The following is a 13,675-nucleotide window of genomic DNA, read 5'->3' as shown; positions in this document are numbered from 1 at the left end:
GCCACCGGTGATCGTGACCGGGCCGGGCACCTCGACGGACGTGGGCATGCCCAGTCAGGCTGATCCGCCATGCAGGGTCGCGAGGTCGCCGATGTCCTTCCTTTGACACGATCTCGACACCGGAGGTCGCCGAAGCAGTCGGCGACATGAACCAAACCGGTCTCGTAGAGAAGATTTCGCGACCACCGACGAGATCAGAATTTCTGAATTAAGTTTCGGGTTCGCGGAGTTCGCGACCGGCCGTTGAATTCAAGGGAACAGTCCGCAGCTCGGATGTGAGGAAAATCTACGGGCTCCACTGCCTGGAATATCCGCCGCTGGCCGACGGGTCATTTGTGCTCGGTGTTGCTTTGAGTCACCTGCGGGGACGGCTGATGAATGGTCACAGGCCGACAGTGCCTGCAGTTCGGTTCGCTGCCGGGCAGTGGCCTGTCGGGTGGCCGCTCGCCCTTGGTGGTCGACCCCGGTCCATCGTGCGCGAACGTCACGCAATCAGTGCCACAGTCGCGGAGCCCGCGATCCCCACCTCTTTGACGTCTAACTCCTCAAGAGGTGCGAATTTGACGCTAGCTGCCGGGCTCGCGGTGCCGGCGTCCTTGCCCGCGGCACCCTGGGAATCCGCGGTGCCGCCCACGAGCGACAGAGCAGTAACGGCGAAAGCTCCGACCGCAGCGCGCCAAATAATTTTTCGCATTTTTTCCCTTTTCTAGGAATGCAGGACCGCCCTAGGATAGGGCGAGATAGCTGAGATTGTGCGACGTCCGGCTCCGCTTCACTCGGACGAGCAGCGTCGCGCCGACTGCGACGGGCCGGCCGGGTGGAGGATCTGAAGTCCGCGGGGCAGGGGGGAAACGTCGGCCGCGGACGGATCAGCAGGCTAGTTCGACGACCGGGGACTGCCGTGCGCTCGACCCGCAGACGGCGGGTGGGGTAGTGGTGGCGGGCGGTCCAGTCGTTGCTGTACCGGTTTTCCCGGTGCGCGGGCGATCGCGGCTGCTTCCGGACGGTCGGCGAGCGGCGGGAACAGGTCGAGCACCGCACACGCCCGGAAAGGCGCGCCGCGCGTTGACCGGTCGGGATGCCACTGCGTGATCGCGGCCCACACGCCGACGACGGGGTAGCGGCTGCCGTATAGGGCCACCGACCCCGCCTGAGTGCACACCCACCGCAACGGCAGCCCGGCGCACGCTGAAACGTGGCCATCTCGACCAGGCGGAGAGTTTTGTGTCGCCAACGCACGCAATCAGTACGGAATCCTCTTCACGCCGTCGGCGCAGTAAGACAGGGGAGGCATTCGCGGTGCTGGAACTGCGAGGCGTTACTGGTTGAGCGGTCCGCACCTGAGCGCAGAGTGCGTTGCCGTCACAGCTTTCTCTCCGTTCGGACACAGCTGCCCCCGGCCGCACATGGTCGTGCCCCGGGACCGATCCAATGAAGGCGGAGAGAGGTGACAAGCGCTCGCCGAGGCAGGGACGACGCACCAGGGATGTGGGGCTATGGGGGTGGAGTTCGGTGTGCTCGGCGACGTCCAGGCGCGGATCGACGGCCGGTTGGCGGACATCGGGCATGCTCGCCAGCGGTGCGTGCTGGCGGTGCTGCTGGCCGAGGCGAACCAGACCGTGTCGGTGGACCAGCTCGTGGAGCGGGTGTGGGACGGATGCTTGCCTCGTCATCCCCGCGACACTCTCTACCGCTATCTGTCGTTGCTGCGGCGGTCGCTGCGGGGCGCGGAAGGAGCCGCGATCGTGCGCCGCCCGGCCGGGTATGTGCTCACGGCGGATCCGGACACCGTCGACCTGCACCGGTTCACGCGTTTGCTCGAGGAGGCACGCGCCGCCGATGACGACGAACGTGCCGCGTGCCTGTTCGAAGAAGCGCTCGGCTTGTGGCGCGGACCGGCGTTCACGGGTCTGGACACTCCGTGGTTTACCGCGGTCCGGACGGCATTGGACGCCGAGCGACGGTCCGCCGCGCTCGATCACGCCGACATCCGGCTTCGCGGCGGCAAGCATGCCGAGTTGCTGCCCGCCCTGAACGATCGGGCCGTCCAGTACCCGTTGGACGAGCGGATAGCCGGGCAGCTCATGCTCGCCCTGTACCGCAGCGGGAGGCAAGCCGACGCGTTGGAGCACTACCAGCAGATTCGAGGCCGTCTTGCCGAGGAACTGGGAATCGATCCCGGACCGCCGCTTCAGGCCCTGCATCGGCGGATCCTGACCGCGGATCTCGAGCTTTCCGTTGCCACGGCTACAAAATCTGCGGAATCTGCTGGGAACGCACCACGGATCGCACCGCAGCTTCCGGCCGGACCGCCGCTGTTCACCGGCAGGGCCGCGGAACTCGACCGCATCCTCGCGAGCGCGTCCGACTTCGCCAGCTCGATCGTCATCCACGCGATCGACGGCATGCCCGGCGTGGGCAAGACCGCGCTAGGCCTGCGTGCCGCGCACCTGCTCGGCCCTCATTGCCCGGACGGCCAGCTGTTCGTGCCATTGCACGGTCATTCCCCCGATCAGCAGCCGCGCTCTCCGTTCGACGCGCTCCGGGAAATCCTCACGATGCTGGACGTGCATCCTTCGGCAATCGCTGGCCACAAGACTGTCGAGGACCGGGCCCGGCTGTGGCGCAGCCTGATTCCCGGCCGCCGGATGCTGCTTGTGCTGGACGACGCCGCCACCTACGAGCAGATCGCCCCGCTGCTGCCAAGCACCCCGGGCTGTCCGGTGCTGGTCACCAGCCGCAACCGGCTCCTCGAACTCGACGGTGCGCTGCCGCTTTCGGTGGATGTTCTCAGTCCTGGCGACGCCGAACGGATGTTGCTGCGCCTGGCGCGCCGCGCACCCAGTCCCCGCGACTCCGGAGAACTCGCCCGCGTGGTGGCTTTGTGCGGGCGCTTGCCATTGGCCATCGCGATCACCGCGTCCCAGCTGCGGGCGCATCCCGCGTGGGACCTCCGCTATCTGGCCGACCAGCTCGCACACGACCACGACCGTCTCGCCGAACTCCAATCCGGGCAGCGCAGTGTCCGCGCCGCTTTCGACGCTTCCCTGCGCGACTTGCCCGCGGAGCTGCGGGACCTGTTCGTGTTGCTGGGAATACATCCCGGCCCGGAGATCGACAAGCACGCCGCCGCGGCACTGGCCGACACCACTCCCGCCAGCGCCGGGCGTTCACTGGAATCCCTGTACAGCCGACATCTGCTCGAGGAGAGCACGCCCGGCCGCTACCGCCTGCACGATCTGCTCCGCGCGCACGCCCGCGACCGCGCCGCCCGCCTCGACGCTGAGGAACGCGATCGGGCTGTCGCGCGGATCCTGGAGTACTACCTGCACGCCGCCCGTGCCGCGGCCCGCCAACTGCCTGCGTGGCGCCTGCCCGGCCCGCCGGTCGCACCTGCGATTCCGGCCCACCCGTGTCCGGTCGGCGACGCCGGCCAGGCCCGCGGCTGGTTGCGCGCCGAAACCGCCACGGTGGTCTCGGTCGTCGAACTGGCCGCGCAGCACGCCGCCTTTTCGGCTCGCTCGGTCCAGCTGGCCGCTGCGATGCACGACTTCCTCCGGACCCAAGGAAATTGGGACCGCGCACTCAGAATCCACCAGACCGCCTTGCGCGCGGCGTCTCGCGCGGACGACCGAGCAGGCCAAGCCCGCACGCTCGTCAACATCGGCGACGTCCAGCGCGTACGCGGCGACTACGAGGCCGCTGCCTCAAGCCTTGCCCGCGCGCATGGGCTGTTCACCGACCTCGACGACCCGCTCGGCCAAGCCACCGCCCTCACCGTCCTCGGTTTCGTGGAGTACGGGCGGGCCGACCTCGCCGCAGCCGCCGCGGACCTCGACCGCGCCTACGCCTTGTTCGCAGATCTCGGCAATGCGCTGGGGCAAGCCGACGTCCTGGACATTCTCGGCCTGGTGCAGCGCGTGCGCGGCGACTACGAGGCCGCTGCCTCAAGCCTTGCCCGCGCGCACCGGCTGTTCACCGACCTCGACAACCCGCTCGGCCAAGCCACCACTCTCACCACGCTCGGCGACGTGCAGCGTCTGCGGGGCGACTACGAAGCTGCCGCAACCAGCCTCACCCGCGCCCACACCCTCCACACTGACCTCGACAATCCGCTGGGCCAGGCCATGGCCCTCCTCATTCTCGGTGACGTGCAGCGCCTCCAAGGCGACTACGAGGCGGCCGAAGCCAGCCTCGCCCGCGCACGAAGTCTCCACGCCGAACTGGGCAATCGGCACGGTCTCGCCAACGTGGAGCTGGGCCTGGGCCTCCTGCTGCACCGGACAGGACGCCTGACGTCGGCCACCGAATCGCTCAATCAGGCACTGGCCCTGTTCACCGAACTAGGCGACCCCGATGGCGAAGCCGAGACCCGCAACGCGCTGGGCGAACTGGCGTTGACGCATCCCGCTGCCGGCGATCCCCGCGCCCACTTCGACGCGGCCCTCGGCCTCGCCCGCGCCAGCGGCTCGGACTTGCCCGAAGCCAACGCGCTGGCCGGACAGGCGCGTTGCCTGCTCCCGGCCGACGTCGCCGGCGCGGCCAGGCTGCTCGGCCAGGCCTTGACGATCCACCGCCGCCTCGGCGTGCCGGAGGCGAAGCAGACCGCCGCGCTGCTGGCCAGCCTCTGACAAGGTCCGGCAAAGGTTTCCCAACGGTCGGCCGGTCACGCTGGTCCGGTATCGCACGTCTTCAGAGGAGGGGCCATGACGAGATTGTCATCTCGAGCAGCGGTATTCGCGTCGACCGCCGCAGTTCTTCTCAGCGTCTTCGCGGCGCATCCAGCCTCGGCCGCCAGCAGTGCCGAGTCGCCGTCCGCGGAAATTCCCGCAGCACCGGTTGCGGAAAATGTGGTTCTGAGCGCCAGACCCGGCAACGCCAAAGGATTTGGCGCCCAGAGCGTCATCACTTGCCCGATCAGAGCGAACTATCCGCATCGATCTCAGCACCTGCCGGGATTTGTCGCCGGCGAATCCACGACAAGCTGTCCGGTTCCGGTTCCGTCGGTCGCCACGCAGGCTGAGTTGTACCGATGGCTGCCCGGCTATGGCTGGGCTCTGGCCGGAGTAGGGGGATACAGGTACGGTCCCGGAACGTATGTCACGTCGGCAGCCAACGATCTGTGTCCAGGCGGCAGCGCCTACTACTACACCCTGGGGCACCATTCCGTGGTGTTCCCGAAAGGGTATACGCCGCAGTCGGCCAGCGGCACCACGATAAGTCCGGTCGTCAAGGTCAGTTGCTGACGGAATGGCTGACCGTCCGAGCCCTAGGGGGCTGAGGGGGCGGCGCGACCGAGGACGGTCGTCAGCGGGCGGGCGACGTCGCCGCCGCCTGCTGGCGGCTTCCGTCGTACAGGAACGAAAATCGGCGACCAGGGGACGTCAGCCCGCGGGGCCTGGGCGGCGCTGCTGGCCGTAGGATCAGCTCCCTGATGATCACCAACTTCCTGCTGGACAACGCGGCGCTGGTGCCGGTGGTGCTGCTCCTCATCGCCGTCGTCTGTGTCGGCGTCGGCTACTTGATCCTGCGTATCCCCAAGATGCGCTACAGGCACCGGATCCTGTGGGTGCTCGTGCTGCTGTCCGTGCTGCCGGTCGTTGCGCTGACCCTTGTTCCGGCTTCAAGCCGAGTGGATTATGTCGTCTGCGTGATCCAGTTTTCCGTGCCCACGTTGACCAGCGTGGAACTGCTGGCCAACGTGGCGTTGTTTTTCCCGCCGGTGTTTTTCGCCGTGCTGGCCACGCGGCGGCCGTTGCTGATGCTCGCGGCCGGTGCGGGTCTGTCCGCCGCGATCGAGGCCGTCCAGGCACTGGTGCCCGCCATCGGACGCGCCTGCGACACCAACGATTGGGCGATGAACACCCTCGGTGCCGTCCTCGCCGTCCTCCTGGCCGGCGTCACAATCACGCTCGCCAACCGCACGGCCGTCCGGAAAGCTGCCGATAGTCACGCCGAGATCCCGCCCGGCAACCGTCCTGGATTGTGATCAAGCAGCGCGCTCAGCGGCCGGGTCAATCCTGCTCAGGCGGCAGTCCTACGACCGATCGCGTCATGGCCTGAGCGCTTCCCAGATATCCGGCCGGATCACAAAGCCGGAGGATCTGCTCTGCGTCGAGACTCGCCGTGACTTCCGGTTGCCTGCACAGCTCGGTAGCCAGATCGCTGCCGGAGCTGATCACTTGAGCGCAGGTGGCGTAGACGAGTTCATGCGCGCGCTGGCGGCCGAGAACAGGCGCGAGGGCCATCATGACCGCTTCCGCGGCGATGAGCCCGTTGGTGAGGCCAAGATTGGCGCGCATCCGCTCCGCATCGACGTGGAGGCCGGTCATCGTGTGCACGGCCTGGGCGAGCGAGGAGGACAGCAGGAGGAACGTTTCCGGGATGACGGCCCATTCGACGTGCCACGGACCGGTGGCGCGTTCGAAGTCCTGCACCATCGCGTCCAGCATGGCCGAGGACTTGTCCCGCAGCAGTTTGGCCGCGGCGATCATGAGTTCGCTGGAGACCGGATTGCGTTTCTGGGGCATGGTGGAGCTGGCTCCCCGCCCGGTCACGAAGGGCTCGGCCAGTTCTCCGAACTCGGTCGAGCACAGGGCGGCGACGTCGGTGCCGATCTTGCCGACCGACGCGCCGATCGCGGCGAGCAGGCTGACGATCTCGGCGAAACCGTCGCGGGCGACGTGCCAGGTGATCTCGGGATCGCGCAGGCCGAGCTGGTCGGCGAGAGCCGCTCTTGCCCGGAGGCCGTCCGGGCCGGGGCCGAGGGAGGCGAGGGTTCCCGTCGCGCCTCCGAACTGGACCATCAGGTCCCGCTGCCGGGCCGCGGCCAGGCGAGCGGCGTGGCGGTCGAGGGCCGACAGCCAGACGGCCGCCCGATAGCCGAAGGTGATGGGCAGGGCGTGCTGGAGGTGTGTTCGCCCGGCGGCGACCGTGCCGAGGTGGGTCCGCGCCAACTGCCGCAGGTGCTCCCGTAGTTGGTCCAGTGCTTCGGAAATCAACGCCAGTCCCTCGGCGCACTGGAGCACCGTCGCCGTGTCCATGATGTCCTGGGTCGTGGCGCCCCAGTGCAGATAACCGCCCGCTTCGCCGCATTGCTCGGCGAGTTGGGCGACGATCGGCAGGATCGGGTAGCCGACGTTGTCGGTGCCGCTGCGGAGACGCTCGCGGTCGAGGCGGGCGGGATCGCAGGACGCGGCAATGGCGTCAGCGGCCCAGCCGGGGATGACACCGACCCGCGCCTGGGCCCTGGCCAATTCGACTTCGACGCGGACAACGGTGTTCAGGTAGGCGTCGTCGCTGAAGATCGCGCGCATCTCGGTTGTTCCGAACAGGTTGCGGAACAAGAAGGAGTCGAAGACCGTGCTGCTCACCGAGGTGCTCCACTGGCGGCGGGGCGTGCGTCGATGGCGACGTACTTCTGCTCCAGGTACTCGTCGATGCCGGTGCCGCCGCCTTCGCGGCCGATGCCTGATTGCTTCATGCCGCCGAAGGGGGCGCTGGGGTCGGAGACGTAGCCGCGGTTGAGGCCGACCATGCCGGTTTCCAGTTGTTCGCTCATGCGCAGTGCCTGGCTCAGGTCGCGGGTGTAGAGGTAGCTCACGAGACCGAATTCGGTGTTGTTGGCGTCGCGAAGGACCTCGGCCTCCGTGGTGAACGTCTGGATCGCCGCCACAGGGCCGAAAATCTCTTCCCGGGTGATGCGAGAGCCGGCGGGCACGTCGGTGAGCACGGTGGGCGGGTAGAAGTACCCCGGTCCTGCCGGGACGAAGCCGCCCGTGCGCACGCGGGCTCCGGCGGCGACGGTCTCGTCGACCAACTCGGCGACTTTGCGTCGCTGGCCCTCGTCGATGAGCGGGCCGAGGTCAGTGCCCGGGTCGGTTCCCGGCCCGAGGGCGAGCGTGGTCATCCGCGCGACGAGTTTCTCGCTGAACTCCTCGGCGACGGCGGCGTGGACGTGAAAACGGTTGGCGGCGATGCACGCCTCGCCGATGTTGCGGAGCTTGGCGGTCATCGCACCCTCGACAGCGGCGTCGAGGTCGGCGTCCTGGCAGACGATGAAGGGGGCGTTCCCGCCGAGTTCCATCGAGACGCGCAGGACGGTGCCGGCCGCTTGGCCCAGCAGGAGACGCCCGACAGGGGTGGACCCGGTGAAGGACAGTTTGCGCAGTCGTCCGTCCCGCAGCAGTGGCTCGGTGACCGCGGCCGCGTTCGTGGTGGGGATGATGTTGAGGACTCCGTCGGGCAAGCCTGCTTCGGCGAGCACTTCGGCAAGGGCGGCTGTCGTCAGTGGCGCCTGGGGCGCCGGTTTGACGATCATGGTGCAACCAGCCGCGACGGCCGGTCCGATTTTGCGGGCGGGCATGGCCAGCGGCGCGTTCCACGGCGTGATCAACAGGCACGGTCCGACCGGCTGCCTCATGACCAGCACTCGGGCCGTGCCGTCCTCGCTGACCTTCCAGCTGCCGTCGATCCGTACGGCTTCCTCGCCGAACCACCGCAGGTAGTTCGCGCCGTAGTCGACCTCGGCCCTCGACTCGCTGAGCGACTTTCCCATCTCCAGGGTGATCAGCAGCGCGAACTCGTCTTTACGCGCGATCAGCAGGTCGTAGGCACGACGCAAGATCTCGCCCCGCCGACGCGGGGGCACCGCCGCCCACGTCGCTTGTGCCCGGTCGGCGGCGTCGAGGGCGGCTGTCGCGTCGTCGGGCGTTCCGTCGGAGACCTCGCACAACGTCCGGCCCGTGGCCGGATCTTCCACCGGAAAGGTTCCTCCTCCCGCTGCCTGCCGCCACTGCCCGTCGATGAGCAGACGCTTTTCCACCCGGCCGACGACATCGGGTTCGGTTAGGGAGGCGACCACCGAGTTTCACCGTTCTTCCTGAGTTGATCGTGGATCCTGGCTTGGCGGCCAGCCCCTGGACGCGCAGGGGCTGGCCGGTTGCGAGCGTGCGGGTGCCGTCAGCGGAGGGCGGCGATCATGGCTTCGGCCATCGGAGCACTCGACGCCGGGTTCTGGCCGGTGAACAGATTCCGATCGCGAGTGGTGAACGCCTGGTAAGCAGGCCCGCCGACATGCTTCGCCCCCTGCTCGCGCAAGCGGCTGGCGAGCAGCCACGGCGCTCCGTCGGCCGTGCCGAACAGCTGCTCCTCCTCGTCGGTGAACGCCGTCATTTCCCGTCCGGCGAACAACCACTTGCCTTCTTCGTCCACAGCGGACAGAAGAGCAGCCGGGCCGTGGCAGACGGCGCCGATGAGCTTCCCGGCGGCGTCCGCCTCGGCGAGCAGGCGGCCGAGGTCGGAATCCTGGTAGAGGTCCACCACCGGGCCGTGTCCGCCGGGCAGCACCACCGCGACGTAGTCGTCGATCTCGACCTCGCCGAGGTTGAGCAACGGGCCGAACTCCCGCAGCGCCTTTTCCGCGTGCACCACGTATTCGGCGCAGTTCGCGCCGGCGATCTCCGGGTCGGCGCTGTGCTGGTCGAGCGGCTGCAGCACGCCGCCGGGGGACGCGAAGTCGACCGTGTAGCCGGCTTCGGCGAATTTCTGGTGCGGCGCCGCGAGTTCCTCGGCCCAGTAGCCGGTCGGATAGGACGAGCCGTCGGTGCGCACCCAGGTGCTCGCGGCGGACATGACGATCAGAATCTTGCTCACGAATCGAATCCTTTGCTGACTGTTCCCGGGACCTGCCGTCCCGCGGCGCCCGTTTCCGGCACGGCTCAAGCGTGCCGGAACGAAACCCTGGTCAGCGGCTCATCTCGCGCCCTGTGCGACCTCGGACCCGGCATCCTAGGACGCACAGGTCCAGGCGCGGACCAGGGACGTCGGAGACAATGGAGCGCGTGGCCGACACCAATCGCGAACTCGCCGATTTCCTGCGGCGCGCCCGTGCCCAGGCCGACCCCGCGCGGGCAGGGCTGCCGCCGGACGGACGCGTGCGCCGCGTGCCTGGTCTGCGTCGCGAGGAAGTCGCCCGGTTGGCCGGCGTGTCGACCGACTACTACGCCCGTCTCGAGCAGGGACGCCGCATCACCCCCTCCGCAGCAGTCGTGGCGGCGATCGGCCGCGCGCTCGAACTCGACACTGCTGGACGCGCCCACCTCGAGGACCTCATCGGACACGCCACGGCCCCGGCTCGCCGGCAAGCCCGAAGCGCGCAGCGCATCCGTCCCGGTCTCCACCAGCTTCTCGACGCCCTCGACGGCGAACCCGCGCTCGTCCTCGGCCGTCGCACCGACATCCTCGCCGCCAACCGGATGGCCAAGGCGTTGTTCGCCGACTTCGACCAGCTGCCGGCCGCCCGGCGCAACTACGCCCGCTGGATGTTCCTCGACGAGGACGCCCGATCGCTGTTCGTGGACTGGCCGGACCAAGCCAGGGCCGCCGTCGAGAACCTGCGGTTCGAGGTCGGGCGCGATCCCGACGACCGGGCCACCGCCGAGCTGGTCGCCGAACTCCGCGCACACAGCCGTGAATTCAGCCAGTGGTGGGACCAGCACCGAGTCCACCAGCGCACGCACGGATCGAAACGGCTGCTCCACCCCCTCGTCGGGGACCTGACCGTCGAATACGAGACCCTCACCCCGCCCGGCGACCCGGACACCACCCTGTTCGTCTACACGACTCGGGAAGGGTCACCGTCCCGGCGAGCCATGAACCTGCTCGCCAGCTGGACCGCGCCGACGACGGACACCGCCGCACCGCACCCGGACCGTCAGCCGGGCCGCGCCATCGAGCAATGACGGGTGCTGCGTCCCGGGAGGTTTGGCGAGAGTTCCGGGCCAAGATCCGCGCATTTCATTGACGTATGACGACGGGCATCGTGTCCGGCCATAATGCCGAACGTGCGACTTACCTGGACGCTGAAACACCACGGTTGGGCCTTCTGCTCGGTCACGGACCAGCACACCAGCGCCGAGGCAGTCGCGTCCTACGTCACCGACGGTCCCGAACAACTGCTGCGGGCCGTAGCCAGGATTACTCTGTACGAAACCGATACGCAGGCCGAATTCGAAGCCGAACCCGACGTCTACCGCTGGTTCTTCCGTCGGGACGCGAACACAGTCGCCATCCGGCTTGTCCACGCAGCCGACTCGAGGACACCGCAGCACGACGGAACCCTGATCTGGCACAGCGAACAGCCCACGGCCACGCTCGCCAAAGCTGTGCTCAGGGCGTTCGACACCCTCGTCGCCGACCTGAGCGAGGCCGGCTATCAAACCCAGTGGGGCCGCCCCTTCCCCCGGCACGAACTCGAAGCGCTTCGGGCGGCCTGGCGCACGACCGAGTCAGCGGCGACTGGGCTGGATGCTGAACGGCCTCACCGCCACACCGCACCGAACGAGGACGCCCGAAGGCGGTAGGTCGAGCTGGCCCCGCGGGTCCTGCCGCCTGCTTGCGTTGGCAGCATTGACGATCCCGGCCCGCGTCAAGTGCTCCCGTCGTTGGCAGGACATCTCCTCTCATATCGGCGATACGCTGCGGTGTGCCGACGGACGGAGGGGCGATGGCGGAGATCCGAATCGTGATGACCGTGAAGGACGACGCGGGCCGGGCCGCGCTCGACGATTTGGGACACCGGCTCGGCGAACTGCCGGGCGCGAAGGCCGTGGTCAGGGAGAAGCCGCCCGGGTCCAGTCGTCCTTTCGGCAGCGCGCGGTTCCTGCTTGATGTCGTGCTGAGTTCCGACGACGCGGTCGCCGCCATGGCTCACGAGGTGGAGACCTGGTTGGGGGAGCGGAGCCCCGGCACGGCGCTCACCGCAACCGCTTTCACCGCGTCGACCGAACTTCGCTACCCCAGCGCAGCTGTTTTCCATCTCGACGTGGTGCGGGAAGGCCGAGACCTCCTCCGGCTCCTGCAGGAGTCATCGCCGAGAAATCCGGTCGAGACCGGAGACGAGGACACGGCCGTGGACCGCGCAGCCGCCACGGTCGACTTCAAGAGCGTGAAGACCGTGCTGGTCGGTGCCGAGGAGAGGGCCCTGCTGCGCAGCCGTGTCTGGCGTCGGACGAGGGAGGAAGCGCCTGTTTTACCGGTCTCGATCTATCTCGGCGACGGCCGCGACCACGAACGGATCGAAGCCGCCGTCGAGAAGGCCTTGGCACAGGCCGGAATGTCGGTGATCGGACGCGAGGACCCGCAACGCGGGTCGTGGTTCCGCAACATGCGCGCACGGTTGCGCGAGGCCGCTGCGACTCCGGCCGGAAGAGAGGCGATGGCGGTCGCCCTGCACGGACTGGAGCAGCGGGTCGCGCTGGAGAAGGACGCGGTCATCGCCGAAAAGCTGATGAACGGCGTGCAAGGCGTCATCACCGCGCTGCAACCGGAACAGAACGCCGTGGTGCGGATGGGACCCGTGCTCATCGTGAAAGCAGACGGCCTCCTCACCGTCCTGCAGCTCACCCCCGCACAGCAGCTCGCGTTGAACCACCGGCCCTGGCTGCACAAAGAACCGCACGAAGTGCTGAACGCCTTGAGCGACAAAGCACAGCCAGGCCCGGAGACAACGGACGTCCGCCCGGCGGAATTGAACGTCGGCGACAAGCCGCCGGTCGCGGGGCAGCAGGACGGCGATCCACCCTTCGGGATCACCATTCCTTAAGCCGACCCTGCTCGACAGCGGGCGACGCCACCGCGTGCATACGTCCCCGTTTCTCGGTCAGGAAGGCGGTGCCGAGGCGGTGGATGCTCTGGGCACGAGCGACATCGGAACGTGCTGTGAGTCCGCGGGTTGGCCGTCCATCACCTGAATCAGCGCCTGCATCGCCAGTTCGCCGAGTTTCTCCGCGGGTGCGGCCACTGTGGACAGTTGCGGGGTGGCGGCTTCGGAGAGAACGGTGCCGGCGAATCCGATGATGGACAGTTTTTCGGGGACGTTGACGCCGAGGTCGTGTGCGGCGAGCAACGCGCCCGCGGCGAGGAGGTCGTCGTCGCAGAACAGCGCGGTCGGCGGATGCGCGGTGGACAGCAGTTGATGGGCTGCGCCGCGTGCGGCGTGCAGGTCGAACCCGGTGAGGATTTCGTGTGCCGGGACGTGCGCGAGACCGGCGGCGCCGAGGCTGCGCCGCCATTGGCTGCTGCGTGCGGCGAAGGTCGTCGGCGGCAGGTCGACGCCGAGATGGGCGATGTTCCGGTGGCCGAGTTCGAGCAGGTAGTCGATGGCGTCCTTGGTGCCTTGAGTGACGTCGAGCAGGATGCTGGGGAAGCCGTCGGCGACGGCTTCGACGAGGACCGTGGGGCCGAGCTGATCGGGGGTGGTCAGGGGCCGCGGTTCGATCGCGAAGAGCATGGTGCCGTCGATCGCGGCGGCGTTGAGCGAGTCCATCGCGGTCAGTTGCCAGTCCCGTTCGGGCCCGGGTTCGATGAGCGCGACGGTGATGCGGCTGGTTCTTCCGCTCTGCTGGGCACCTCGCAGCACACGGCCGAGGAACGGGTTGGTGACGTCGGGAACCATGAGGCCGACAGTGCGGGCCCGGCCGCCGCGGAGGGTGCTGGCTCCCGCGTGCGGCCGGTACGCCAGCTGGGCCGCGGCCTGCTGGACGCGTGCGATCACTTCAGCGGACGCCCGGCCCTGTGCCTTGCCGGAGAAGACGAGCGAAACCGTCGATTGGGAGACACCGGCCATCTGGGCGACGTCCCGTCCGGTCGGGCGTCGGCGGTGCGCGGGTGTCAT

The 13,675-nt window shown here is 68.4% G+C and carries 10 protein-coding genes; 6 read left to right on the top strand and 4 right to left on the bottom strand.

The features are described 5' to 3' along the window. The first annotated feature begins 1,496 nt into the window (after window positions 1-1,496). The 3 genes from ACWGIC_RS09045 to ACWGIC_RS09035 all read left to right on the top strand — a co-directional run bounded on the left by ACWGIC_RS09045 (window position 1,497) and on the right by ACWGIC_RS09035 (window position 5,989). Complete coding sequence (locus ACWGIC_RS09045; RefSeq protein WP_452075359.1) at window positions 1,497-4,631, top strand: BTAD domain-containing putative transcriptional regulator; 3,135 nt, start codon at window positions 1,497-1,499, stop codon at window positions 4,629-4,631. A 75-nt stretch (window positions 4,632-4,706) separates the two neighbouring features. Beyond that, the gene (locus ACWGIC_RS09040; RefSeq protein WP_452075358.1) at window positions 4,707-5,246 is read left to right on the top strand and encodes a hypothetical protein; all 540 of its coding nucleotides are present in this window, start codon (window positions 4,707-4,709) and stop codon (window positions 5,244-5,246) included. A gap of 188 nt (window positions 5,247-5,434) precedes the next feature. Continuing rightward, window positions 5,435-5,989 carry a VanZ family protein gene (locus ACWGIC_RS09035; RefSeq protein ID WP_452075357.1) on the top strand — a complete coding sequence of 185 codons (555 nt, stop codon included), beginning with the start codon at window positions 5,435-5,437 and terminating at the stop codon, window positions 5,987-5,989. Between the two features lie 25 nt (window positions 5,990-6,014). Here ACWGIC_RS09035 and ACWGIC_RS09030 read toward each other — a convergent pair whose 3' ends face one another. The 3 genes from ACWGIC_RS09030 to ACWGIC_RS09020 form a co-directional block, all read right to left on the bottom strand. Beyond that, entirely contained in the window at window positions 6,015-7,373 is a 1,359-nt protein-coding gene (locus ACWGIC_RS09030; protein ID WP_452075356.1) for a class-II fumarase/aspartase family protein, read from the bottom strand. Then, on the bottom strand, window positions 7,370-8,863 hold the full coding sequence (locus tag ACWGIC_RS09025; protein ID WP_452075355.1) for an NAD-dependent succinate-semialdehyde dehydrogenase: 1,494 nt from the start codon (window positions 8,861-8,863) through the stop codon (window positions 7,370-7,372). The genes ACWGIC_RS09030 and ACWGIC_RS09025 overlap by 4 nt, the downstream gene beginning before the upstream one ends. Before the next feature lie 98 nt (window positions 8,864-8,961). Next, on the bottom strand, window positions 8,962-9,654 hold the full coding sequence (locus ACWGIC_RS09020) for a type 1 glutamine amidotransferase domain-containing protein (protein WP_452075354.1): 693 nt from the start codon (window positions 9,652-9,654) through the stop codon (window positions 8,962-8,964). Between the two features lie 188 nt (window positions 9,655-9,842). On the opposite strand from ACWGIC_RS09020, the gene ACWGIC_RS09015 reads away from it, so the two are divergent. From ACWGIC_RS09015 to ACWGIC_RS09005, 3 genes are all read left to right on the top strand, one after another. After that, entirely contained in the window at window positions 9,843-10,742 is a 900-nt protein-coding gene (locus tag ACWGIC_RS09015) for a helix-turn-helix domain-containing protein (RefSeq protein ID WP_452075353.1), read from the top strand. A gap of 102 nt (window positions 10,743-10,844) precedes the next feature. Next, on the top strand, window positions 10,845-11,363 hold the full coding sequence (locus ACWGIC_RS09010) for a hypothetical protein (protein WP_452075352.1): 519 nt from the start codon (window positions 10,845-10,847) through the stop codon (window positions 11,361-11,363). 143 nt (window positions 11,364-11,506) lie between these two features. Then, window positions 11,507-12,604 (top strand): hypothetical protein, encoded by a 1,098-nt coding sequence (locus ACWGIC_RS09005; RefSeq protein ID WP_452075351.1) that lies wholly within the window; start codon window positions 11,507-11,509, stop codon window positions 12,602-12,604. A 57-nt stretch (window positions 12,605-12,661) separates the two neighbouring features. On the opposite strand, the gene ACWGIC_RS09000 is transcribed toward ACWGIC_RS09005, so the two are convergent. Then, window positions 12,662-13,675 carry a LacI family DNA-binding transcriptional regulator gene (locus ACWGIC_RS09000; RefSeq protein ID WP_452075350.1) on the bottom strand — a complete coding sequence of 338 codons (1,014 nt, stop codon included), beginning with the start codon at window positions 13,673-13,675 and terminating at the stop codon, window positions 12,662-12,664.

Source organism: Amycolatopsis sp. NPDC054798 (genome assembly GCF_053611505.1).
Note: the sequence above shows the minus strand (reverse complement) of the source record. Positions and strands in the feature narration are given on the sequence as shown.

Bases quoted from the DNA above. Each gene is read 5' to 3' on its own strand.
- ACWGIC_RS09045 (WP_452075359.1), top strand. From the start codon at position 1,497: ATGGGGGTGGAGTTCGGTGTGCTCGGCGACGTCCAGGCGCGGATCGAC.
- ACWGIC_RS09035 (WP_452075357.1), top strand. From the start codon at position 5,435: ATGATCACCAACTTCCTGCTGGACAACGCGGCGCTGGTGCCGGTGGTG.
- ACWGIC_RS09040 (WP_452075358.1), top strand. From the start codon at position 4,707: ATGACGAGATTGTCATCTCGAGCAGCGGTATTCGCGTCGACCGCCGCA.
- ACWGIC_RS09000 (WP_452075350.1), bottom strand. From the start codon at position 13,675: ATGACACCCGCGCACCGCCGACGCCCGACCGGACGGGACGTCGCCCAG.
- ACWGIC_RS09005 (WP_452075351.1), top strand. From the start codon at position 11,507: ATGGCGGAGATCCGAATCGTGATGACCGTGAAGGACGACGCGGGCCGG.